Genomic DNA, 25,621 nt, shown 5'->3' with positions numbered 1-25,621 from the left:
TATAAAAACCAGCCCTTTTTGCAATAGAAAAGGGCTGTATTTTTTCAGTGAAATGATTTTTTATCTTTCAATCATTATATTTTTAACAAGCGTCTGATCACCTACTTTCAAAACTCCGATATAGACTCCGTTTTGAAGACCGGAAACATCAACCTTTCTTTCATTATTCACTTTAAGCATTGTTCTTCCCATAGAATTGCTGATTTCAAAACTGAAATTACTTTCTTTAGAATCCGGTAATTCAATGTTAATAACATTGTTAGCGGGATTAGGATAGATCTTTACAGCCTCTAATGAATTCTTAGCTACAGGTAGTGTTGTAGAAGCTGCTGCAAAATGCTGTAATGCACCTACAGTAGCCCTTCCAATATTATACACATACACAGGATCCATATTGGTAAAAGTATCTTTGGAGGTATGTGGATAATTACTTCTTATTCTTTCAAAAAAACCGGTAATCACTTCACCTTTCTGTTCAAAAGGGATATAATCGGTATCGGCTGCCGGATCTACAGCCGTCTGAAGAGGAGAGTAGAGTGCTGTACAGTTTCTCAGTTGTTGCGTTACCGCTGCAGAAGCAGCATTGTTGCTGGAAAGACCTCCCTGATCTTCATCACAATACACCGTGTTGTTGTTATTTCCTTTCACACCGCCTACCTGGTCCAGGTTGATGACCAGTTTGATATCCAATTTGCGGACCCCTCCCTGATATACCACATTATTGACATAGTGACTGCTTCCTCTCAATCCCTGCTCTTCGCCGGAAAAGTGAATGAATTTTATAGAATATTCAGTCGGAACACTTTTCAGAATCCTTGCTGCTTCAAGAATAATAGAAGTTCCGCTGCCATTATCGTTTACACCAGGACCCGTAATGGTGTCAAAATGCCCGCAAATAATAACATACTTGTTGGGATAAAGAGTTCCTGTTTTAGTGATGATTAGATTTTTAGAGCTGGTGCTCCCGAAAGTAAAAGGGCTTTCTTCTATCTGAGTGGCCGTATACCCATAAGAAAGGTACTTGTTTTTAATCCAGTTCATGGTATTGACATTAGCCTGCGAACCCGTAGTTTTTACTCCCAGATTACTAAATTCCTGTAAGTTGGCCGTGATATTAGCCTGAGTAACCATATCAGCCCTGTTTTTATAGGCTTGAATAAAACTTTGAGCTGAAATACCCTGCATCATCACTGCAGTGCATACAAGTGTTGCGAATTTTTTCATATATAATATTATTTTGGTAACACGAATGTAGTAAATAAATCACAACGAAGTGTTTAATGTTAATAAAATAAAATGAATTTTATTATGAATGTCATATCAATAAACATAGATGTATTGTAAATGTCTCAATATCAATACTGGCAAAAAAAATATAACCTCTGAATTACTTCAAAGGTTATGTATATAATAAGATTTTATAGTAATCTGAATTTATCTTTCAATCATCACTTTTCTTACTACCGTTTGATCTCCGACTTTTAAAATACCGAGATAAGTGCCATTTTCCAGTCCTGAAGCATTGATTTTTGTTTCGTTGGTTCTCTTGAAAATAGACCGCCCCTGAAAGTCAGTAATTTCAAATGTAAAATTCTTAATCCCAGAATCAGGAAGTTCAATATTGATGATGTCTTTTACGGGATTAGGATAAATTTTTACGGTTTCCAATGTGTTTTTCAAAACAGCTTCATGGGTTCCCAATGTTCCGGTAGCAACGGCAAAATGCTGTAAAGTGCCTACAGCTGCCTTTCCTATATTGTAAATGTACACAGGATCTGTATTGGCAAAAGTATCATTCACAGTATGCGGATAGCTGCTCCTGATTCTTTCAAAGTAGCCTGTGATTACTTCTCCTTTCTGCTCAAATGGGATATAATCTGTAGCTTCAGCAGGGTCTACAGCCGTCTGAAGAGGAGAGTAGAGTGCGGTACAGTTTCTTAATTCCTGCGTCACTACCGCAGAAGCAGCATTGTTTGAGGTAAGCCCTCCAAGATCCTGATCACAATAAACGGTATTGTTATTATTTCCCATCACACCGCCTACCTGATCCAGATTAAAGACCAGTTTGATATCCAAAACACGGTTACTTCCCTGATACGCTACAGTATTTGCATAATGGCTGCTGCCGAGAAGCCCTTGCTCTTCCCCGGAAAAATGAATGAATTTTATAGAATATTCCGTTGGTACATCTTTCAGAATCCTGGCTGCTTCAAGAATAATAGAAGTTCCACTTCCGTTATCATTGATTCCCAATCCAGTAATGCTATCGAAATGTCCACAGATGATTATGTATTTATTAGGATATACAGTTCCTGTCTTTGTAATCACCAGATTTTTAGAAGTATAGCTTCCGGAAGTAAAAGGATCCTCTACCATCTGGCTGGCTGAATATCCATAGGAGGTATATTTGTTTTTAAGCCATGTCAGCGCATTGGCATTAGCCGGTGACCCGGTAGTCTTTACTCCTAAATTGGCAAATTCCTGAAGGTACGTTGTAATATTGGTCTGAGTTACCATATTCGCCCTGTCCTGATAAGCCTGAATAAAACTTTGAGCTCCAATACTTTGAATAGCGAGAGAAGCCAGTAAAAATGTAGTGATTTTCTTCATTCTTTAATCGTAATGTGTAATATACTGATGAAAGTAAGCTTAAATCAGCATTTCCGGTCCGGCATTATTTGTTAATGATTATTTTTTTTGATGTATTTCCTTTATCAGTCTTAATCAGAATGGTATACACTCCATTTTTTAAGCCGGAAGTATTTATTTTTTCCTGATTTTCAACTTGTAAAACCATGTTTCCTACCATATCATTAATCTCAACTTTGAATTGTTTTACTTTTTGTTGAAATTCCACTGTGATAAGATCTTTAGCAGGATTTGGATAAATTCTGATGGCTTCTGCTGATTTTTGCACAGCGCTTTCATGAGTGCTTAAAAGATTATTGGTTGTTGTGGCAACGGCAAAATGCTGTAATGCACCTACAGTAGCTTTCCCTACATTAAAAATATACACAGGATCAAGGTTTGCATAGGTATCACTTACCGTATGTTGATTATTACTTTCGATAGTTTCATAAAATCCGGTAATGGTATATCCTTTAGCTTCAAAAGGCATATAATCTGAGCTGTAAGCATGAGATAGATTGGTCTGAAGAGGAGAGTAAAGGGTAGTACAGGTCATCAGTTCCTGTGTCATCGTATTGGATATTGCATTGTTGGAAGATACTCCGCCTTCATCTCTTTCACAGTTGATGGTATTGTTGTTATTTCCTATCAGGCCTCCTACCTGGTCAATATTTAAAACAAGTTTGATATCCAGAACACGGTTGCCTCCTTGATAAGCAACATTATTCACATAATGATTACTTCCTACAAGACCTTGTTCTTCTCCTGAGAAATGAATAAACTTGATAGAATATTCTGTTGGAACATCTTTCAAAATTCTTGCTGCTTCCATGATAATAGAAGTTCCACTGCCATTATCACTCACTCCAGGCCCTACAATGGTATCGTAATGCCCGCAGATAATGACATATTTGTTGGGATACAAAGTTCCGGTTTTGGTAATAATCAGGTTTTTTGATGTATTACTTCCGTAGGTGAAGGTATCTTCAGAAAAATCACTTGCCGTATATCCATAAGAAAGATATTTGTTTTTAATCCAGTCCAAAGCGTTGTTATTGGCCGTTGTACCTGTTTTTTTTATTCCAAACCCGGCAAATTCCTGAAGGTTTGTATTGATATTGGTTTGAGTGACCATATTCGCCCGGTCTTTATAAACCTGAATAAAGCTTTGGGCATCAATGGCTTGCAATGCAATTGATGTTAACAAAAAAGCTGCAACTTTTTTCATTTTGATACTTTCTTTAGAGATTGCTAATATAGCAATAAATCATCATTTATTATTGATGATTGTACTCATTCGTGTGATTTCAATTGTTTTTTTAATAATAATATATCATTTTATACAGTTTGTTAGAATGTTAGATTTTCATTCATTTAATACTGGGTTTTTATTTATTTTTTTCTTTAGTTTCGTTAGTATTGTGTTAAATGTTTGGTGATTTAATCTTTAATATGAAATTTTCATTTGATGATATGTCAATTCATATAAAAATATATTGACTGAAAACAGGTTTTGAAATAAAAATTAAAGAGCTTGTCGAGTAGACATCGGTCTAAGAAAGCAGTTGAATCTTACTACCCGTCTTATGATATATCTTATCGCGTAGAGCAGAAGTATAAAAACAAAAAATCCCGGGCGAACCCGGGACTTATATTGATAACAAAATCTATTCTACATTATTTTACTTGATCTACAACAGCTTTGAAAGCTTCAGGGTGATTCATTGCTAAATCTGCTAAAACTTTTCTGTTTAGTTCGATGTTGTTCTTCTTAAGAGTTCCCATAAATTGAGAGTAAGACATTCCGTGCTCTCTAGCTCCCGCGTTGATACGAGTGATCCAAAGTGCTCTGAAATTTCTCTTTTTCTCTTTTCTACCACGGTAAGCATATTGCATTGCTTTTTCTACCGCGTTTTTAGCTACAGTCCAAACGTTCTTTCTTCTTCCGAAATAACCTTTAGCGTGCTTAAAAATTTTCTTTCTGCGAGCTCTTGAAGCTACGGCATTTACTGATCTTGGCATAATTTAAATTGTTTTTTTGAAAAGGGCGGCAATATATATTGCTCTTAGTGGCACCGTTTCAGGGTTAAAGTGTTGAATTTGTTTGAATTCTTATAAACCGAATATAGATTTATAAAAACTACTTAATTGCTAATTGACGTTGAACGCTTTTTTCGTCCACTTTAGCTACGTAAGAAGTAGTAGTAAGATTTCTCTTCTGCTTAGTTTCTTTCTTAGTTAAGATGTGGCTTTTGTAAGCATTTTTTCTTTTGATCTTACCAGAACCAGTAAGAGCAAAACGCTTTTTAGCACCTGATTTCGTTTTTAATTTTGGCATTGTTTTGCTTTTTTATTGTTTTTGTTATCAATATCTGTATTGGTTACCCCTAAGGACATTAGGAATAATAGTTTGCAAAATTACGAAAAAAATGTGACACGTGAAAGTAAATTTTAATCTGTATCTGTAGAGGGATTCTTATCATGAAATTTAAAAGGCAAACCTGTATCAATACGGGTTTGCCTTTTTATAATAATAAGCTATTTAACTTCGTCTTTTAAAACTATGATTTGAAGAATTCTAAAAGATCTTTGTTGATCGTTTCAGCTTCCGTTGTCGGCATACCGTGTGGGAAACCAGGATACGAGATAAGCTTTCCGTTTTTAAGAAGGGTAGCGGCTACTTTACCCGTTGTTTCAAAAGGGACTATCTGATCATCTTCACCATGCATAACAAGCACCGGTACCTCTACGCTTTTAAGATCCTCCGTGAAGTCTGTTTCAGAAAAAGCTTTGACACAGTCATAATGCGCTTTAATAGAACCGCTCATTCCCTGTCTCCACCAGTTTCTCTGGATTCCTTCAGAAATATTGGCCCCTTCTCTGTTGTAACCGTAAAAAGGGAAGGTAATATCAATGAAGAATTGTTGTCTGTGATTAGCTGTATTATTTCGGATATCATCAAAAACCAAAATAGGAACTCCATTCGGATTATTCTCATTCTGAACCATAATAGGAGTAACTGCACTTATCAGAACGGCTTTTGAAACTCTTCCGTTACCGTGTTTTGCTACATATCGGATGACTTCACCACCTCCTGTAGAATGTCCTACATGGATGACATCTTTTAGATCCAATGCGGCAACTATTTCTGCTACGTCAGAAGCATAAGTATCCATATCATGTCCGTAAGGAGTTTGTTCAGATCTTCCGTGTCCTCTTCTGTCATGAGCAATTACTCTGTATCCCTTTTCTAAGAAAAAGAACATCTGTGCATCCCAGTCGTCACTTGATAGCGGCCATCCGTGATGGAAGAAAATCGTTTGTCCTTTTCCCCAATCTTTGTAATAAATTTCTGTTCCGTCTTTTAATGTAAGTGTGCTCATTGTTTCTTTTTTAATGATTAATAAATAGTGTATTTGACTTTTTTATATTCACAAATGTAGATAGAAAATCTTCACTACATATTGATGTAAGATAATAATTGATTAAGAATTTTTAAACAATAATAATATACAGGTAATATTAGTTGAAATGCATCGTGTCTGTCATGAAATATAGCTGATAATCGGGATTGTCTTATCCTTCGATTCTCTCTAATATTGATTAAGATGATCAATAAAATTTCGAAAACTTGAAAACAATAGTATTTAGTATCCTTTTTATGGCAGCTTCGACAGCAGCTTGTACTCAGGAGAAAAAAGAAAACTCTTCATTAGCACCACCAAAAACAAAGACCATAAATAGTATTCCGTTTTTAACTAAGCAGCATGATTTTGTCTATGTAGATAAGATAAGTTTGAAATCTGTCACCAATCAGAAATTCAAAAATGCATCTGTGTTTACACCTACCGGTTTTGCTGTGGTTGAAAATCAGAAAAATGAATATGCTGTCATCGATGAAAATGGAAAGACTGTTTTGGATTTTTCACCCAGCGAAATCAATTTAAATGTGGTGAATGGACTTACCTTTTATAAAAAAGACATTGAATACGAAAAGAAAATGCCTGCCTGGAAATGGGATTGGAATATTATGGGAGGAGACATCAAGAAAGAACAAACCTATCATAAAATTGAGATTGGAGTACTGGAAACCAAACAAATCTTACTTCATGAAGATGTTCCGTATCTGGAGGATCATTACTACTTGAATTTTGTTTCTGTAGATGGAAACCATATTTTTTGGAACGGAAGCCTTTACGAAATGAGAAAAGACCGCTTAGATAAAATTGAAAATAATATTGCTGAGTTATTGGAGAACAAACGATTTCTCAAAGCTTCAAACACAAATTTTTCAATGTATGAACTGAATCAGAAGAAGCCAATTCTCAGCGGACTAAAAGGTACTGAAACTCTTTCCATCCGCTTTGGAAATGAAAATATAATATTGAATGAAGTGAATAAAGAACGGTATGAGCCGGAAGTTCCTAAACTTTTAACAGATAGTAAAACCGGTCATATTTACCCTTTTCCGCAATATGAAAAAGTATTTCCGAAAGAAATTACCAAGGCAACAGCCTCTCAAATTGATTTCATCAAAAAAACTTCCTTAGTGTATTCTATTACCAATTCACCTTATTTTTTGCTGGGTGTTTTCAATTACGATCATGATGTCTGGGCTTTCGATTGGTTATATATCGATACTAAAGGAGAGGTTACAGATTCTATTGGTACCTATAATTTTAAGGTTCTGGATCAGCTTGGCAATGTGATTTGGCCCGATAGAAAAATGATTTTACCCAATGAATTTATTGAGAAAACCTGGAAATTCGGGAAAATAAATTCTTATCAGGGAATGAATGATTTATACCTTATTCCTATTGAAAACGAAAAACAATTGAGAACAAAAGGCTTGTGGAACAGCAGTAAAAAGAGCTGGGAAATAAAGCCTGAATACAACGATGTCTCGGTTTTGGATATAAAAAAACAGATCTATGCTCTTCAAAAAGAGAGAGATGGTTTGTACACACTTTATGATAATAAAACTAAAAAAAATATTGGATCAAAAGCCTATCAATCCATTAATTCGGATGGTTTGGTGAGGGTAAAACTTAATTCCGGACAAGATTTATACTACTATATTGATATCTACTCAGGAAAAGAATACAAAGAATGATGATCTGAGTATTCTTACCATTGAACAGATTAAAAATAAGTATCAGATAGAACGGATACCCAAAATGAAATAAACTAAAAAACCACCAGTATCAGGGATATTTTCATCTGACACCATTGACTATCTTTGGCTCAAAGATTTGTTAAAAATAAAGCGGTGAAACCTCTAATAATTTTGACCTTCTTAATTGTATAACTTTTATAGCTTTCTTTTTCACACCCAATTCAATGATAAATTCTTATTTCGAACAAACACTACAATAAAAAAGATGGGTAAAAACAATAGCCAAATAAAATTGAGTGAAGAAGAAGCTGTAAAAGTAAGCAGATAGCGGGTTTTATAAAACCATATCATTAATTTTGAAGACATAACATATTTGCAGACCTACATTTTGCAAATTGATATCAATAATAAAATAGCTGATAGAATGAATAAGACTCTTACCTTAGTTCTTTTTAGTTTCATGATAATAAGTGTTTTCAGCTGCAAAAATCCTGAAAGAAAAAAAACAAACTTTCCAAATTACCTGAAAAACACGAATTGGATCGTAGATGTTGGAGGGCTTATTACTCCAGAAGGCGCAAAAACCTATTCTCTGTCTAAAAGAATAGATTCTGCATGGATCCTTAATTTCCATGCGGTAAACTTCTTGGATGAAGAAAAATTCAAAAGTTATGATAGCTGGCAATGCGGAAATGACTGCTTTACAGAAGTGTATGGAAAATATTATTTTACGGAAACCAACCAAATAGAAATGGAGGTGGACAGTGTGAGTAAATCGGGAACCTGTGAAGCTCCAACAAAAATTTTCAAACCATCAAAAGCTATGTCTTTTAACTTGGCAAAAGAAGGTGAACAGCTACAACTCATAAGAAAATAAAATGACAGACTTAATAAAAATTTTTCCGGAGTACGAAGACGTATTTTATGATGATATTGAGAATCATAAAAAATATTTCCTTCCCATTTGTTCAATTAATTTAAAAATTATTGATCCATCAGAAGATCAGTGGCTGCATATTGTGTCGGTAAAAGAACTCTTTGATGGGCAAATAGGTGATGCTACTTCGCAATATCACACCCGGTTTACAAAAGAAGATATGATTGGCTTCGATGTTATGGATGGCAAATATAAATTCGATGCCGATTGGAAATATTTTACTATTTCCAAAGAAATTGATCCCGCCAACTACGGCGATCAATATACGGAAGAAGAAATTGAATACAGTGTGAATAGCGCCATGTATTCTTTGTTAAAAGCATACTTCAATAAAAATGGAAAACTGTATGATAAAGATTTTAACAGACCGGGATTGGAGGTAGAAGATATAAGAAGATTAGAAAGATTGCGTCAATTGACGGTAGAGGATCTCGAAAATGATAAGCCTAGTGATTATCTGAAGGAAAGAATTCAAGGGAAAATAGCAGGTGTCTTTGATGAGATAAATTCCGATAAACTCCCTTTTGAATCATGTCAGTTTTCGGGATGTAACCTGATAAAAAAACCTTATAAAAACGAGACAGAACTGATGGATTATATTGGATGTTTAGAAGGTTACGATTTTCAAAAATGGGCAGCAGACCAGTTATATTTATTTTACGATAAAGAATTAAAAAAGGCAGTGATCTGTTTTGAGTATACTTAATCTAATAAAGAATTCAGCATTACAACCTATATCAAAAGAACAGTAAATGGAAAATAAAGAAACCTGGATAGAAGGAGATAGACTTTTTTACAAAGATCATGGCAATATCGAAAATGCAAGCATTCACTCATTAAAATATGCTTATGTACAGGTTTTAGGAAATGTACCTTTTCTGTTTGTTTTTGCAGATCATCAACATTATATATCTACTGAATTACAGGGGTTTGAAGAAGTGTATCACGAACTGTCAGATAGGTTTCGTTTTGATAACGAAACTTTTTTTGCTGTATGTAAGGCAAGAAAAGAAGATGAGAAAGTGAAAATTTGGGCGAAAAAAATGCCCCGGAATTATCAGATCCTGGACGAGTATCTGAATGATGGTGATTTTGGCTACGAAGTATATACAGAGCCCAAACAGATGATATCCTGGGATACTACTTACGAGCAGTTGGAAGCATTGGGTTGTATAGAAGTTTATTTTACCGATTTCGGTGCTAAATATTTAAGATTCAAATATCCGGTTAGAATAGAAGGAATCCTTATTGATCAATTGGAAGTATATGCAGACAATGTCAGTATTAATCGCCCTGTACAGGAGTTTTTCGTAGATCTGTACGATGAAACAAATACTGATGAGAGTTACAAAAAACTACGCGAACTATGGATTGGTGACGATGTGGATATTCATCAATACGGTTATGAAAGAGACGATCAATGTTATCTTCAATTTGCCTTGGCACAGGGTATAAATGCGTCTATTTGTTATACCTATGATAAAGCGTATGCGTATGACGATGGAAGTACATCGCTTCATTTCTATAACAAGCGGGAATACAAGAGCTTTTTAGAAAATAAAGAATATGAAGAAGTGATGGAAATATCCGAATTACTATCCTTCCATACTACATTGGATATGAAAGTCAAGTATATTGATCATGATGAAGTAAAACATATTCCATTAAAAGTAAAGGAATTACTGAAAGAGAAAAGTGGTATCTGGCTCGACAGTGTTAATAATAAAATTGGATTTACGGGAACAGATACTGCATTGATTTTAGACCTTGAAAAAATTACATATTTTTCATTTCAGAATGTTCTTCCCGCAAAAGGGTCCGGATATTCAGATTTTATGGTTCATCTTAAAACAGAAGACGATCTGTACGTTTTTATAGAGGATACCTATTTCTTCGACCAGTTTGCTAAGCAATTAGAACTAATGACAAAAAAGTCAGTTAAAATCCCTGAAGCGTATTATAACTGTTAAAAACCACACGTAGTATATCTAATGGCACACCGTATTTATCTATACAATTACGATCAGAAAACAGATCAATCGTTCGAAACTTATTTAGGCGAGTGGAACTATGAAATTCCATTATTGCTGTATCCTCTTATTTCAGAAGATATCACAGTGGAAGACGTTGAGTTTTTCTCTAATAAAGAACAAGGAATTGTTCACCTGCGTTATTTTTTCAATTTACTGGCTGATACCTACCAACTGCATTACAAAAAAGCTTACTACGAACCTGTCAATAAAATGTTTGAGTTCCTGGAGGCTTTGCCTTATGATTCCTTCGTGCTGAATGCCACAGATGTGTTCAATATGAATGAAGAAAAGCATAAAGTACAGGCAAAGGAATGGCTGGTGGAAATTCAACAGAAAAACAAGCTGTATAAAAAAGCGGTGGAAACTCAGAATCTTTCATTATTAGATTCCTTGTTTTCGCGTACAGGCTATTCTTCATTTCTCGATATTTTACAAACCGACTGGATCAATTATGGACTGGGATATTTTGAGGAACTTGCTTATAAGAAAATAGCCTCTTCTGTATTTGAAGAAAACGGAAAATTCGGTCTGAAGGATGCAAAAGGTACCATTTTGGCTCCGGCTATTTATGATGAAATTTTTGAAGCAGACTATCATTACGGGATATCGGTGATCCAAAAAGAAGGACTGTTCGGGTACCTGCAAAGTGACGGGAAAGAATTGGTTCCTCCAATGTATGAAGAAGCTTTTGATGTGTTCGATTTTGCCCTGGAACCTTTGGGTGAAGTAAAAGTGAACGGGAAATCGGGGATCTTAAAAGTGTATTCAAAAACCTGGCTGGTTCCCGCTGATTATGATGCAATCGAAAGAATAGCCTATGGGTTTTTAGGGGTGGAAAAAGACGGTAAATTTGGAGTGTATGGCGATGAAAATAGTATCATTATTCCTGTTGAAAGCGAAACCCCTTATGAATATGACTATTTCCCAGAGTTGTTTTTCACCAAACAAAAGGGAATCAGCAAACGCAGGTATTATACAAAAGAAGGACTCTATTTGGGTGATTTTTTAGAAGGAAGTATCTTAAAAACGAATGCCTGTTTTTGGATTAAACCGAACAAATTTGACAAAAAAGGCAGATTGATTGATGAAAAGGGCGGCATTATAATAGATGAAGCAGATCAATTGATTTTAATAGATCATTTTGAAGCACTGGCTGTTCGTAAAGATAAAAACTGGAAGATCTATCATGCCTTAAAACATCGGTTTTTGTTAGACAATGAATATATTATTAAAGTAAAAGCAGAATCAAGTATTGGATATAAAAACAATGCTTTTATCTTGGAAACCCAAACCGGATTAGGACTTTTCGATGCAGACAATGAGAATTGGTTAATCGCTCCTCAATCAGAAATTAAACAGATTCATTATTTGCAAAACGGATTTTTATCTGTCCAGAAAAATGAAGGGTATCAATTGTTTGATTTCGAAAATGATTTGTCGGCCGAATTGTATGACTATATTTCTAATCCTTTGAATTATAGAACGGAAGAAGGGTTGTTGTTTCTGTATAAAGGGGCTAATATGTTTAGAATAAATGAAGACAGAAGCATTCATCCGGTAGAGACAGCTGAGTATGGACCTATTTATCTGGATCGGTATTCATTGCGGGGAAAAGATTTGGAATATTTTACTTCCTTTTATAACCGTTGGAAAAACCAGGCCGGTAGTAACTTTGAACAGTTCATGGATGTTGAAATCATTAAAAAAATGGCTTTTGACGCAAAAGAAAATCAAAATTATCAGGAAGCGCTTCGCTTGTTTGAACTATCTGCCCAGAAAAACGATATAGATAGTTGGGTAGAAATGGGGATATTACTCACCGATCCTGAAATAGAATCCTTATTTAACCCACAAAAAGGGATGGCGTATTACGAAAAAGCGGCACAGCAAAATCATCCTATAGCCTGGAACAATATAGGGGCTTTGTACCACAACGGAACCGGATATGCTTTTAATATCAAAAAAGCGATTCAGGCGTACGGAAAAGGCGCTTCGCTTGGTGACGGAATGGCGCTTGCCAATTTAGGTGATTTGTATTATTTTGGAGAACATGTCATACAGGATTATGATAAAGCTTTGGATTTTTATCAAAAGGCCGAGAAAAAAAACTACTATAACTACGATAAAATTTCAGAAATCTATTACCAGCTAAGAGACTATAAGAATCTTTTGGTCTATTTAAAGAAAGACTATGATCAGTCTTATTCGGGGATCTATTACGGTATTATCTACGAACATGGCATGGGGGTAAAAGCCGATGCAAAGAAAGCTATTAAGTACTACGAACAGGCTAATGCTTACAATGCTTACGAATATGCTACTCAGCGTTTGGTGTACTACTACGGTGAAGATCCGGTATTTAAAAATGAAAAAAAACTTCAGAAGTGGAGATCTTTCGCTGAAGAAAATGGCTTCAAAATCAATTAGCAGGTATTTACTTATATTTACATTCTTTACTACAATACAACTTAATAAAGATAAGGGTTTGATGCACAGGTTATTGTTTATATTTATTGTACTTTTTTGTCCGTTTTTTGTTCAGGCACAAGATGTTTTAAGCAAATTAGAAAAGGAATATAACCATGCTTCAAACAATACAACAGAGCAGCTGAATCTGGCTCCCAAATACGCTACAGCCTTATTTTTTCATAACCTTAAGTCTAAATCTTATCAGGTTTTAGAAACCAATATCTCCATCGCCACAAAACAGACTGATGGGAAATACGCCACTATTTTGTACGCCGTACAAGCCATGAATTATCGGCTTGATAATAAAGGAGCAGAGTCTTTAAAAAGCCTGGACATGGCAAAAGGGTATAGCTTAAAAACGAACAGCAACGAAGCCAAAGGCTATCTGCAATATGCCAAAGGCTGGATTTTGGTACGCAATAATAAAACGACTGATGCCGTTGCTGCTTATCTAAAAGCGATCGAATATTACGAAAATTCGCCAACCACTTCCACGCTGTACGGAAGATTTGGCAATACAGCCAAAGAGTTGTCTGCTATTTATTCCAACCTCAATGAATACCAACTGGAAGAGAAATACAGCAAACAATTTCTCCTGTTGGCATCCAAACAAAATGATCCTAATCTTATCTTCGATGCCTATATGAGAATGGGCTACGTATACGAACAGAAATACACCCAAAATTCATCGAATACAGAGTTTAGAAATAAAACAGAGCAGTATTATCTGCAGGCTATCACGACTTTCAACAAAAATAAAGAGGCTATGCTCAACAGAAGCAGTCTTTCCTATGCTGCGATCAATTTAGCCAATCTGTATACTGGTTTTAATAGAGAGAAGGCCATGCAATATGCCAGGTTAGCCAACAGCGTGAGTCTGGAAATAGGAGATCCCATTCATATCGCTTCTTCATTTGGGATTCTGGCAGAACTGGCCCTACAGGATAAAAATTATGACTTAGCTAAATCTTATTTTCTAAAAGCTTCTATGGAAATTGGGAAAAGCCCTGTCAGAGATCATAATATAGAATTGTCTATTCTTGAATCTTTATCCAGAATAAGCGAAGAGCAGGGCAATTATAAAGAAGCACTTACGTATTATAAAAGTTATGTTGACAAATATAAAAGCGTTTACGATCAGGAAAAACTGGATATTACCAAAAGATTGGAATCTCAGTTTGATAAAGAACGACAAGAGCAGAAATATATAAAACTGCAACTGGAAAGTGATAAAAAAGCACAGGAAATTAAGTTGATCAACATCCTGCGGGCACAGCGGGAACAGGTGTACAACAACTTAAAACTGGTAGAAGAAAACCAACGTGAACGACTGAAATTCTCAGAACTTGAATCGGAGAAAAAAGAGCAGCAGCTTCACTTGGCAAAATTAGAAACCCAGCAGAAGAACAACGATATCAACACCTACAAAAAGCTGCTGGCGTTCAAAGAAAAGATCAATACTTACTATATTTTCTTTATTATATTCTTCATTGTTTTGATCCTCTTACTACTTTATGCCTATAAACAGCGTGCGAAGTCCATCAAGCGGAGAGACGAGCTGCATACTTTAGCCATGGAAAAAGAGAAACAAAACTCAAAAATATCTACGCTTACAGCATTACTCGAAGGACAGGAGCAGGAGCGTGGCCGTCTGGCCCGTGATCTCCATGACGGATTGGGAGGTCTGCTTTCGGGAACCAAACATCAGTTGTCTTATTTGAACCCTCATCAGTCCGGGAATATAGAAGAAGGGATTTCTAAATCAATTGACCAGATTGATGGTGCGGTGGAGGAGTTAAGACGTGTAGCGCACAATTTAATGCCCGATTTACTACTGAAATACGGTCTTGAAATCGCTATTCAGGAGTTTGCCCTGCGTATATCCAATAATGCATTAGAAATTCACACAGAATTTATCAATTACAGCAATTCCATATCACAGGAAAAGCAACTGATCATTTACAGAATTATCCAGGAATTGGTCAACAACGCCATAAAACATGCCAATACTTCCGAAATTATTATTCAGATCAGTGAGGAAGAAAATGCATTAAACCTTACCGTAGAAGACAATGGAAAAGGTTTTGACCCTGCAAGCTTAGACGAGAAAAAAACAGCCGGTTTTCACAATATAGAACTCAGAGTCCAGTTTTTAAAAGGAACGATGAATATCACCTCCGAACTGAATATTGGAACCAGTATAGAACTTCAAATTCCTATTCATTAAACATGATAAAAGTAGCCATAACAGACGATCATCCACTTCTCTTAGAAGGATTGAAGAATATTTTAGGAAACAGCAGCACTATAGATGTCGTAGATTGTTTCAGAAACGTTTCAGAAATGAATGCAGGCCTTGCAAAGCAAACCATTGATATTTTGTTGCTGGACATCAATCTGGTAGATACCAACAGCATTGAACTCATAAAACCTTTAAAGAAAAAATACGGAAATCTCCAGATTATTATCCTTAGCGTTCACAATGAACTGCCTGTAATCAATAGTTCTTTGGCTGAAGGTGCTTTGGGATACATTCAAAAAAATGCTTCAGTTTCTGAAATTCTGGAAGGCATTACTACCGTATATGAAGGGAATCGGTTTTTATGCTCACAAACCAGGTCTGTTCTGGAGAAAAAATCGGTGGATGGATTAAGCCAGGTCCCGAAATTGACAAGAAGAGAAAAAGAAATTCTGGGGGAAGCAGCAAGAGGGCTTACGACCAATCAAATGGCAGAAAAGCTCTTTATCAGCCCGCATACGGTAGAGAGCCACAGAAAAAACCTTATTGAAAAATTTCAAACATCCAATCTCAGCTCAGCGATAAAATTAGCGATAGAATACGGCTTGATTATCGCGTAAAAATATTCATTCCACAAAAAAGGCCTGCTTTCATTACGGAAGCAGACCTTTTTTTATATAATCAAATAATTTAGGTGTGTAGTCATTAATCTTTGAATTTCAACGCAGCCTGGAATAGGTTTTTCTTTCCTATTAAATCATACTCGTCGTTATATTCAGGCTGATACATTAATAGGTAAACGCTGCCATCAAAATCTTTTAAATTGATGGGCTGATCCACCATGATATCATAAAACCTTGTAATAGTACGGGTAGCTGTCCACTGTTTGATGTTGCCTTTAGGGTTTTTATCGAATCTATGGTCTCTCGCGTCTGTATAATACCAATAGGAAGGCGCAGAATCCATCAGAAACATTTCTTTGTCCTTGTTATAGAGTTCCTCCGCCATACCTGTATTCTGAAACCATGGAACCTCCGTATTCAAAAGACCTAAGGCTCCGGCATAAATATCCTTATTCGTAGTGGCCCCCACTAAAAATCCCTCCAGATTGGTAGAGGTAATTTCGAACAGGAATGTAGATTTTTTCAGTTCATAAACATCATTCACGGGCTCAATCACTTTTCCATCCTGTTTTATAACTACTTTTAAGGATTGTGCGAAAGTCATAAGACTTAGTAAACAAAAAAGAAGGGTTAAACTTAATTTTTTCATTGTATCTCTTTAAATAATTGCAGCAAAGATATTAGACTTTATTCCCTTAGACACTCGCTGGTTTCAGGGGTTTTTATCTTATTGATAGATATTAAAATGCATCCTTACTTAAAACAGATTAGCTTTCAGTTGAATTTTGATAAAAGCCGTTTTCTGTTTTTTACCATTAGCCGAAGCAGAATTGAGTGGATAAACTTCTGCATAAAAGGTCTCATTATCTGTCCAGAATGCCTTTTTTTCATCGGCTATTTTGAAGTTGGTGAAATTGGCATACAAAAGGTTCTCCTGTCTTTTGGTTTGTGGTAAATATTGGGTGATCACAAAATTACTCCCCACATCATTATTGGATGAGATGTAAGTGACCCAGCTCTTAGTGGGTAGAATCTGTGGATAACCCTGTGTACCCAATTCAAACATGGGTGCATTTTTTATATTGTAAAAAGAATAGAAAGAATCTACGGTTTCATCAGTATTTTCTTTGAAAACCTCCAGATTTAAGAAAGGTGATCGTCCTACATATTCATTAGCAAGTGGTCCGGTTTCGGTAGATATATTTTCATGTTGTGTGATAACCTCTTTTCTGCTATTGTCAGTGTATACCCAGTTACCATCTTGCAGCTGTACATTCGGATTTTTTACCAATGCTTCACCGATTCGGTTTTTTAAGCTTGCTTTAAATTCCTGCTCTGAAATCTCAGCAATTGTTCCGTATTTGCTAAAAGATTTATTCTTAAAATCATCAGATTTTTTAAATGTACTGCTTCTGATCTCATAAAGATCCACCCCTTTTAAAGTCAATTCAAATGATGCCTTGAATTCTGATTTCAAAACAAAAGCTTCAATGCTGTTCGAAATATTATTATCAATGCTGTAATGAATGGAGTAGAAGTCCTTAAACTCTTCAAATCCATAATAATTATGAAGTTTATGATAAGCTATTTTCAGATGAGCCGCATCTTTGCTTGGACTTACAAAAAACTGTATAGAATCCAGCTTGGTGAATAACTGAAAGGGGACATCCTGTACATTATCTACTCCTTTTATTTTTTTGAAATCAGCAAAGGTTATTGTTTTTTGCTTAATTTCAGTTTCCGTCTTGTTGGTTTCTGACATTTTATTCTGTTGGTTACAGCCCACAAAAACAACCATAGATGATATAAAGAATTGATTTAAGAATTTCATTTTTATATTTTTGGGCAAATGTATCAGTATTCAGACCAGCAGCCAACAAAACCGCCTAAAATGGGGAATAAATGGCTGAAAACAGGGATATATCAAACGATAGAATTTGAACAATTTTACAAAACGATACACTAAGTATTGTAAATTATTTTTATAAAAATGAAAAACGTAATAATCAGCTTTTCAGTTGTCATAGCTTTACTAGCTTCCTGCTCACCTGTTACAGAAAAAAAAGTGGAAAAAAATGCTTCTCCAGATGTAAAAACAGCTCCGGTTTCTAAAACGGATCCGGAAAAGAAGGACATACCAAAATTAGAAGTGCCAAGTGATTTTACATCGTTAGTTCCTATTGATGTATTGAATAGTAAAAGCACAAATGTGTATGAGAAATATGGAATTGAGTTCTCAGGTAACTGTTATTCATGCGATTTAGCAAGTCTATCCATCATAAAGAACAAAATAAGATGGACGAATGTTTGTGATGAAAAGGACATCTTTGAAATCTTTGATTTTTCATATTCTATAGAAGGAAATAAAACTATTTTTAAAACCCCGGAAAGAATTTATACTTTAATTCAAATAGATAAATCTCCGGTTTACGAACTTGTTATAGAAGGTCAGAAATTGGAAATGAAAAACAAAAGAATATCCACCTATTTCACCACCCAAAAAGCTTTGCCTCTTTTTACAGAGCATGATTGTGGTGATTTTGAAGGATAATAGAATTTTATAAATTTCTATGGGAAGATGATCGTTGGTTCAGGCGGTAGAGTAGTCTGAATCAACGGTTTCTATAACTTTCCTGAAAATTGTACAACAAAAAAACCTCAAATTGCTTTGAGGTTTATATGTAAAATAATGATTTAATTATTTTGCTGGTTTTTTAGGACTCATCATCATAATCATCCTTTTTCCTTCAAGCTTAGGAAGCTGATCTACTTTACCTACATGCTCCAATTCCTGAGCAAGTTTTAAAAGCAAAATTTCTCCCTGGTCCTTAAAGATAATCGAACGTCCTTTAAAAAATACGTAGGTTTTTAATTTTGAACCTTCTTCAAGGAATTTTTCAGCATGCTTCTTCTTGAATTCATAATCGTGATCATCAGTCTGAGGTCCGAAACGGATCTCTTTTACAACCACTTTTACTTGCTTAGCTTTAAGTTCCTTTTGTTTTTTCTTTTGCTCATACAAGAATTTTTTATATTCTAATATTCTTGCAATAAAAGGTTCTGCTTTATCAGAAATTACTACTAAATCCAACTCCTGATCCGCTGCAATCTGTCTTGCTTTGTCAATTGGATAAATTCCTGGCTCTACGTTATCGCCCACCAAACGAAGCTCTCTCACACGAATTTTATCGTTGATCAAGTGTAAGTCCTCCTGTACAGGACGTCTTTGTGGGCCCCTGTTGTTAAATCTTTGTGCTATTGTATTATAATTTTATTGGTTAATTACTTAATTTAATTGATTTAAATATTTAAAAATTGAAAGATCCCATTTATTTTTGAATCCTTCAATCTTTTAATTTTAAATTTATATTGCTGCCTCTTTTTTGAAGTAAGCTACAAAATCTTCTAGTTTCATCACTCCAAGATCTCCTTCTCCACGTCTTCTTACAGAAATCGTGCCTTCATTTTCTTCATTTTCCCCTACTACAAGCATGAAAGGAATCTTCTTCAATTCAGCATCACGGATCTTTTTACCTGTCTTCTCGTTTCTGTCATCAATCTGACCGCTAATATCGTGATTTTCCAAAAATTCTGAAACTTTTTTCGAATAATCTACATATTTTTCACTGATCGGTAGAATAATAAACTGATCCGGGCTCAGCCATAATGGGAAATCACCTGCCGTGTTTTCTAACAAAATAGCGATGAAACGCTCCATAGAACCGAAAGGTGCTCTGTGGATCATTACCGGTCTGTGTTTTTCATTATCATTTCCGATATAATGAAGATCGAACCTTTCCGGTAGGTTATAATCTACCTGAATGGTTCCCAGCTGCCATTTTCTTCCTAAAGCGTCCTTCACCATGAAGTCAAGTTTAGGACCATAGAATGCTGCTTCACCATATTCGATAACAGTTTTCAAACCTTTCTTCTGAGCAGCATTGATGATGGCACTTTCTGCTTTCTCCCAGTTCTCATCAGAACCGATATATTTTTCTTTGTTTTCAGGATCTCTTAATGAAACCTGAGTAACAAAATCTTCAAAACCTAGAGATTTGAAAACATAAAGAGTCAAGTCAATTACTTTTTCAAATTCTTCAGATAGCTGATCCGGAGTACAGAAAAGGTGAGCATCATCCTGAGTAAATCCACGAACTCTTGTTAAACCGTGAAGCTCTCCACTCTGCTCATATCTGTATACGGTACCGAACTCTGCATATCTCTTTGGCAAGTCTCTGTAGCTCCATTGTGAAGTCTTGTAAATTTCACAGTGGTGAGGACAGTTCATTGGCTTCAGCAAAAATTCTTCACCTTCGTTCGGAGTTTTGATCGGTTGGAAGCTGTCTGCTCCATATTTATCCCAGTGACCAGAAGTTACGTATAATTCTTTAGATCCAATATGTGGAGACATTACAAATTCATACCCTCCTTTTTTCTGAGCTTCTGAAAGGAAGTTTTCCAGTTTTCTTCTTAAAGCAGTACCTTTTGGCAACCATAGGGGTAAACCGGCACCTACTTTTTCAGAAAATGCAAAAATTCCAAGTTCTTTACCTAATTTTCTGTGGTCTCTTCTTTTTGCCTCTTCCAATCTTTCAAGATATTCAGTAAGATCTTTCTGTTTAGGGAAAGAAATACCATATACTCTTGTCAATTGTGGGTTCTTTTCATTTCCTCTCCAATAGGCTCCTGCTGCATTTAAAATTTTAACCGCTTTTACAATTCCTGTATTTGGAATGTGACCACCACGACATAAATCTGTGAAATTATCGTGCGTTACAAAAGTGATTTCTCCATCATTAAGATTAGAGATCAATTCTACTTTGTACGGGTTGTCTGCATATGTTTTTAAAGCTTCATCTTTAGAAACCGGATATAGGGAGAAGGTAGAACCTTTCTTCGCATTTTCTAAGATCTTTTTCTCAATCTTTTCAAAATCTTTTTCAGATAAGTTTTCATCCCCGAAATCTACATCATAGTAGAATCCGCTTTCAATGGCTGGCCCGATCGTCAACTTAGCATTAGGATAAAATTCAAGGATTGCCTGCGCCAAAAGGTGGGCAGAAGAGTGCCAGAAAGCCTTCTTTCCAAGATCATCATTCCATGTCAATAGCTGTACCGTAGAATCCGTGGTTATAGGTGTGGTCGTTTCTACTTGTTTGTCATTAACAATTGCGGAAATGGTGTTTCTAGCCAATCCCTCGCTTATAGATTTTGCCACATCTAGTGGAGTCACTGCTCCCTCGAATTCTTTGACATTATTGTCTGGAAGTGTAATTTTTATCATTGTTTACTAAGAAATTTTAAGATGCAAAAATACGGAATTTTTAGATAATATACTATATTAGCAATATATTTAGAACGAGAAATTAATATTAAAAAAGAAAAACAGGGGTGTTTTTGTCTTATTGAACTCCAGATTCAGCTTGTCGCATAAAAATACTTCAGAATTTTCTGATCTGTATTTCCTTGCTATTATGACTCATTTTCTTTTTTGAAACGCTTTAAAAACAAACAAATTACACTTCAATATGAATACTATAAATGTTGATTTGCACTGCGATTTATTATGCTATTTATTAGAACCGGGCTCATTAATTGATGACAAAGAGCTTGGCTGTTCACTTCCTTATTTAAAAGAAGGAAATGTAAAACTTCAGGTTATGGCCATATATTCGGCAACAGGAGACAATAGCACTGTTTATGGAGCAAAACAGAGTGAAATATTTTCAGATCTCCTGCAAAATGAAAGTTTTTTCTTATTGGATGGTGAAAACTATAAGAATCCTGAGAACACAAATAAAGTAGGGGTTATTGCTTCTATTGAAAATGCATCCGGCTTTTGTGGCGAAAGTGATACCCTGGAATCTGGTTTTAAAAACCTGGAAGATATCATTGAAAAAACACAGCGAGTTCTTTACCTGGGAATAACCCATCATACTGAAAACCGTTTTGGAGGAGGAAACAATTCTGATGTGGGACTGAAAGATGACGGAAAAGTTCTTCTAGATTATATTTCAGAAAAGAATATCGCTATTGATCTGGCGCATACCAGTGATCAGCTTGCCTATGGAATTCTTAATTATATAGATCAAAGAAACTACAAGATTCCTATTTTGGCAAGTCATTCTAATTATAGACAAGTACATGACAAAAAAAGAAACCTTCCTGATGAGCTGGCAAAAGAAGTTATTAAAAGGAAAGGATTAATAGGGCTCAATTTTATCCGCAACTGTATTGATGAGAAAAATCCCGAAATGTTATATGAACATATTCAGTACGGTCTTGATTTAGGAGCGGAAGATACTATTGCTTATGGTGCCGATTTTTTCTTTTGCAAAAACCATCCTGATAAATCCCGCTATCCTTTTTTCTTTGAAGGATATGATGACGCGTCTGCGTTCAATGCAATCAATAAAGAAATTGAAAAACGCTTCTCATCCGAACTGGTAGAAAAGATCAGTCATAAAAATGCTCTTAGGTTTATAGAGAATATGTATAAATAAAAACAGCATTGAACACGATTGTATTCTCTCGCAGATTCAGCTGATTTCGCAGATGTACATAAAAAGATCTGCTTAGTTTGCTCAATCGGCGAGAGATTATTTTTTAAATAAATTGACTGTTTTAAATGTTTAATTTTACATTAAATAAACTATTTTAATTGCTTTTAAAACAGTGATTTATGTGTTTTTATTTAATGCTTTCTTTTATACTTTACTTTCTGTTTGATGATTTCAATTACATCTACATTCTGGACTTTAGATTTGATCCATCCATGAATATCAATATAAAATAATGACCGTCTGTAATATTCATTATTAGAAAATTCTTCCAGCTTTTTATCAAAACTTTCAAAGGCTTTCTGTCTTTGATTCAACACCTGATTATTAAGATTCTTAAAAAACTGAATGCTTTCAAAATGGAAGTCTTCCGGTTTTTTCATCTTTTTTGCAAACTTCAATGTAGAGGCAATAAATTCATCATAATCCTCATCATTTCCGGACTCATACTTCGCCATTAAAATCAAAATGCGGGTATGAAACAACAGATCTTCCTGTACATTTCCTTTTGACTCTATCACCCTCATAGAATACTCAATTGATTTTTCAAACATTTTACTGCCGAAAAACATCGCTGCCATTTTAAGGTAGAGAATCATAAAGTGGTGTTCGTCAATTCTTTCTCTGAGTTTTTCCATTTTTAATTCCACTTCAGGAATAAGCTTGGTTCCCGTGAAAAATTCGCCTTTTACAAAGTGAATATTCATCAGTGTATTGTAGTGGGTAAGGAAAATAAGAGATTGCAGATTTTCATTCTGGGCAAAATTTTCAGCATTTACCATCTTATTAAAGTTGGCAAAATGTTCTTCCAGAATGTCAATATTTCCATACAGAAACAGAATTTTCAGCAGATACGTATTGCCTTTGATGTACCAAACCGGATGACTGAAGATCATTTCAGGCTTCTTATGAAAAAGATCTACCCATTGATAAGCATATTTCAATGTATACTTATAATCCTGTAAAAGCTGGTTTTTCCAGACATGAGCCTTGTAATACCAAAGCTTTTCAGTAAAGTTCAGTTTTTCCGGGCTTATATTTTTAATCTGAGCATTGAAAACATCCATCACTTCCTGTCGGCCTGTATCATTTTTTACATAGCCATGGGTGAGCATTTCACTGTATAATTTCAGTGAAAGATTAGATAATTTTGTGGTATATCGGTTCTGTTTGCTTATTTCCTGGGATTGTTTGATGAGCTCTTCAGCGCGTCCTTCAATACTTCGTGTAATAAACTGTGATTCAATCACTTTTTCAAGATCTATGATTTCGGAAGCAATACTTTTTTCATCCAGTTCGAGGGCAGACTGCTTGGTTTTATCCAATATTTTTAAAGCCTGCTTATAAAGTCCTTTTTGATAGAGGATATTGGCAAAATCCAACTGTTCCCGGAGCTGAATTCTATAATTCTGATGGCTTGGGTTCATCCGGAGACTTACCAGAACCTGTTTGTAAAGATGGGCTTTAAGATTGGAAAGTTGCTGCTTTGTAGAAATTTTTTTCTCAATAATTACACTTTCATCATATTCCTTCATCTTGTCTATTTCGGAAAATAACAGGAGAAATTTGGCATCTACGTTAATTCCGAGACGGTTTACATATAACTTAAACTGTCGTTTTTCTGAGGTGGTCAATGACTTTACCAATACAAACAAAAAATCTTTCTGCAATTCTGCCATTGTAAATTTTTATAAATTAAAATACTGACTAATAAATGAATACGATCATTTTTTCAACAGTTGAATATTGTAGTTTTCACAAAAAGTGAAAATCAAAAAATATTGCAAGCTGTAGTTTTGAACCAAAATTAAGTAAAAAACTTCACTTATGAATTCCGATAAAATTGAAATTTTTGATACAACACTAAGAGATGGGGAGCAGGTGCCGGGATGTAAACTCAACACGGAACAAAAACTGATTATTGCTGAAAGGCTGGATGGGCTGGGGATTGATATCATTGAAGCAGGGTTTCCGATTTCCAGTCCTGGAGATTTTGAATCTGTTTCTGAAATTTCAAAACTGGTGAAAAATGCAAAAGTATGTGGATTGACAAGAGCAAATAAAAAAGATATTGATGTCGCTGCAGAAGCATTGAAATTCGCCAAAAGACCAAGAATACACACCGGAATCGGAACTTCTGATTCCCATATCAGATATAAATTCAATTCAACAAGAGAAGATATCATTGAGAGAGCAGCAGATGCAGTTCGATACGCAAAAAGCTATGTGGAAGATGTAGAGTTTTATGCTGAAGATGCCGGAAGAACAGATAATGATTACCTGGCACAGGTATGTGAAGCTGTAATTAAAGCTGGAGCTACAGTGTTGAATATTCCCGATACCACAGGATATTGTCTTCCAGAAGAGTATGGACAGAAAATAAAATACCTGCGAGAAAACGTAAAAGGAATTGAAAAAGCAGTATTGTCATGCCATTGTCACAATGATCTTGGGCTGGCTACTGCCAATTCTATTGCTGGAGCTATTAATGGTGCCCGTCAGATTGAATGTACCATCAACGGATTGGGAGAAAGAGCAGGAAATACGGCATTAGAAGAAGTCGTCATGATTTTAAAACAGCATAAAAATTTAAATCTGCATACTGATGTCAATTCCAGAATGTTGAATGAAATGAGTACAATGGTATCTGAACTGATGGGGATGTCTGTGCAGCCTAATAAAGCTATTGTTGGAGCTAACGCATTTGCGCACAGCTCGGGAATTCATCAGGATGGAGTAATCAAAAACAGAGAAACTTATGAAATCATTGATCCTGCTGAAGTAGGAGTGAATGCATCTTCTATCATTCTTACTGCAAGAAGCGGACGTTCAGCATTGGCATACCGCTTTAAAAATATCGGGTATGATATTACGAAGAATGAACTTGATTATTTATATCAGGAATTTTTGAAAATTGCTGACCTTAAAAAAGAAATTGATAACGATGACCTGAGCATCATGATGGATTCTTTCAGCAGAAAAATAGGGTAAGGTTTGATTTAAATCAAGATAAAGT

General features: G+C 35.3%; 21 protein-coding genes. 10 read left to right on the top strand and 11 right to left on the bottom strand.

What is annotated here, in order from left to right; translation table 11 throughout:
* Window positions 1-60: 60 nt before the first annotated feature.
* The 6 genes from C1634_RS19125 to C1634_RS19100 form a co-directional block, all read right to left on the bottom strand.
* The gene (locus C1634_RS19125; RefSeq protein WP_103233529.1) at window positions 61-1,224 is read right to left on the bottom strand and encodes a M28 family peptidase; all 1,164 of its coding nucleotides are present in this window, start codon (window positions 1,222-1,224) and stop codon (window positions 61-63) included.
* Window positions 1,225-1,434: 210 nt separating this feature from the next.
* Window positions 1,435-2,610, bottom strand: a complete 1,176-nt coding sequence (locus C1634_RS19120; protein WP_109738962.1) for a M28 family peptidase — start codon at window positions 2,608-2,610, stop codon at window positions 1,435-1,437.
* Between the two features lie 64 nt (window positions 2,611-2,674).
* The gene (locus tag C1634_RS19115) at window positions 2,675-3,856 is read right to left on the bottom strand and encodes a M28 family peptidase (protein ID WP_103233531.1); all 1,182 of its coding nucleotides are present in this window, start codon (window positions 3,854-3,856) and stop codon (window positions 2,675-2,677) included.
* 449 nt (window positions 3,857-4,305) lie between these two features.
* A complete protein-coding gene (gene rplT, locus C1634_RS19110; RefSeq protein ID WP_103233532.1) occupies window positions 4,306-4,650 on the bottom strand; it encodes a 50S ribosomal protein L20 in 345 nt (114 codons plus the stop codon).
* 118 nt (window positions 4,651-4,768) lie between these two features.
* Entirely contained in the window at window positions 4,769-4,966 is a 198-nt protein-coding gene (rpmI, locus tag C1634_RS19105) for a 50S ribosomal protein L35 (protein ID WP_002979658.1), read from the bottom strand.
* Between the two features lie 223 nt (window positions 4,967-5,189).
* Window positions 5,190-6,011, bottom strand: a complete 822-nt coding sequence (locus tag C1634_RS19100) for an alpha/beta fold hydrolase (RefSeq protein ID WP_109738961.1) — start codon at window positions 6,009-6,011, stop codon at window positions 5,190-5,192.
* A 248-nt stretch (window positions 6,012-6,259) separates the two neighbouring features.
* On the opposite strand from C1634_RS19100, the gene C1634_RS19095 reads away from it, so the two are divergent.
* The 7 genes from C1634_RS19095 to C1634_RS19065 all read left to right on the top strand — a co-directional run bounded on the left by C1634_RS19095 (window position 6,260) and on the right by C1634_RS19065 (window position 16,042).
* Window positions 6,260-7,741 (top strand): hypothetical protein, encoded by a 1,482-nt coding sequence (locus tag C1634_RS19095; protein ID WP_228410114.1) that lies wholly within the window; start codon window positions 6,260-6,262, stop codon window positions 7,739-7,741.
* Window positions 7,742-8,168: 427 nt separating this feature from the next.
* Window positions 8,169-8,621 (top strand): hypothetical protein, encoded by a 453-nt coding sequence (locus tag C1634_RS19090; protein ID WP_103233535.1) that lies wholly within the window; start codon window positions 8,169-8,171, stop codon window positions 8,619-8,621.
* 1 nt (window position 8,622) lies between these two features.
* Complete coding sequence (locus C1634_RS19085; protein WP_103233536.1) at window positions 8,623-9,387, top strand: hypothetical protein; 765 nt, start codon at window positions 8,623-8,625, stop codon at window positions 9,385-9,387.
* Window positions 9,388-9,433: 46 nt separating this feature from the next.
* On the top strand, window positions 9,434-10,651 hold the full coding sequence (locus C1634_RS19080; protein WP_103233537.1) for a hypothetical protein: 1,218 nt from the start codon (window positions 9,434-9,436) through the stop codon (window positions 10,649-10,651).
* A gap of 21 nt (window positions 10,652-10,672) precedes the next feature.
* Window positions 10,673-13,141 (top strand): tetratricopeptide repeat protein, encoded by a 2,469-nt coding sequence (locus tag C1634_RS19075; protein ID WP_109738959.1) that lies wholly within the window; start codon window positions 10,673-10,675, stop codon window positions 13,139-13,141.
* Entirely contained in the window at window positions 13,080-15,410 is a 2,331-nt protein-coding gene (locus tag C1634_RS19070; protein ID WP_228410113.1) for a tetratricopeptide repeat-containing sensor histidine kinase, read from the top strand. The genes C1634_RS19075 and C1634_RS19070 overlap by 62 nt, the downstream gene beginning before the upstream one ends.
* 2 nt (window positions 15,411-15,412) lie before the next feature.
* Entirely contained in the window at window positions 15,413-16,042 is a 630-nt protein-coding gene (locus C1634_RS19065; RefSeq protein WP_103235305.1) for a response regulator transcription factor, read from the top strand.
* Between the two features lie 85 nt (window positions 16,043-16,127).
* Here C1634_RS19065 and C1634_RS19060 read toward each other — a convergent pair whose 3' ends face one another.
* Window positions 16,128-16,694, bottom strand: a complete 567-nt coding sequence (locus C1634_RS19060) for a hypothetical protein (RefSeq protein WP_109738958.1) — start codon at window positions 16,692-16,694, stop codon at window positions 16,128-16,130.
* Window positions 16,695-16,802: 108 nt separating this feature from the next.
* On the bottom strand, window positions 16,803-17,876 hold the full coding sequence (locus tag C1634_RS19055) for a resolvase (protein WP_109738957.1): 1,074 nt from the start codon (window positions 17,874-17,876) through the stop codon (window positions 16,803-16,805).
* A 159-nt stretch (window positions 17,877-18,035) separates the two neighbouring features.
* Between C1634_RS19055 and C1634_RS19050 the strand changes: the two genes are divergently transcribed.
* A complete protein-coding gene (locus C1634_RS19050) occupies window positions 18,036-18,596 on the top strand; it encodes a hypothetical protein (RefSeq protein WP_103235546.1) in 561 nt (186 codons plus the stop codon).
* A gap of 147 nt (window positions 18,597-18,743) precedes the next feature.
* Here C1634_RS19050 and infC read toward each other — a convergent pair whose 3' ends face one another.
* Together infC and thrS are read right to left on the bottom strand one after the other, a co-directional pair.
* Window positions 18,744-19,244 carry a translation initiation factor IF-3 gene (gene infC, locus C1634_RS19045; RefSeq protein ID WP_185097810.1) on the bottom strand — a complete coding sequence of 167 codons (501 nt, stop codon included), beginning with the start codon at window positions 19,242-19,244 and terminating at the stop codon, window positions 18,744-18,746.
* Between the two features lie 165 nt (window positions 19,245-19,409).
* A complete protein-coding gene (thrS, locus tag C1634_RS19040) occupies window positions 19,410-21,329 on the bottom strand; it encodes a threonine--tRNA ligase (RefSeq protein WP_103235020.1) in 1,920 nt (639 codons plus the stop codon).
* Between the two features lie 244 nt (window positions 21,330-21,573).
* Between thrS and C1634_RS19035 the strand changes: the two genes are divergently transcribed.
* The gene (locus C1634_RS19035) at window positions 21,574-22,548 is read left to right on the top strand and encodes a dipeptidase (RefSeq protein ID WP_109738956.1); all 975 of its coding nucleotides are present in this window, start codon (window positions 21,574-21,576) and stop codon (window positions 22,546-22,548) included.
* Between the two features lie 191 nt (window positions 22,549-22,739).
* Here C1634_RS19035 and C1634_RS19030 read toward each other — a convergent pair whose 3' ends face one another.
* Complete coding sequence (locus C1634_RS19030; RefSeq protein WP_109738955.1) at window positions 22,740-24,284, bottom strand: hypothetical protein; 1,545 nt, start codon at window positions 24,282-24,284, stop codon at window positions 22,740-22,742.
* A gap of 148 nt (window positions 24,285-24,432) precedes the next feature.
* On the opposite strand from C1634_RS19030, the gene C1634_RS19025 reads away from it, so the two are divergent.
* Window positions 24,433-25,596: a 2-isopropylmalate synthase gene (locus C1634_RS19025; protein ID WP_109738954.1), complete on the top strand. Its 1,164-nt coding sequence runs from the start codon at window positions 24,433-24,435 to the stop codon at window positions 25,594-25,596.
* Window positions 25,597-25,621 lie beyond the last annotated feature (25 nt).

Source organism: Chryseobacterium viscerum (genome assembly GCF_002899945.2).
Taxonomy (GTDB): Bacteria; Bacteroidota; Bacteroidia; order Flavobacteriales; family Weeksellaceae; genus Chryseobacterium; species Chryseobacterium viscerum.
Note: the sequence above shows the minus strand (reverse complement) of the source record. Positions and strands in the feature narration are given on the sequence as shown.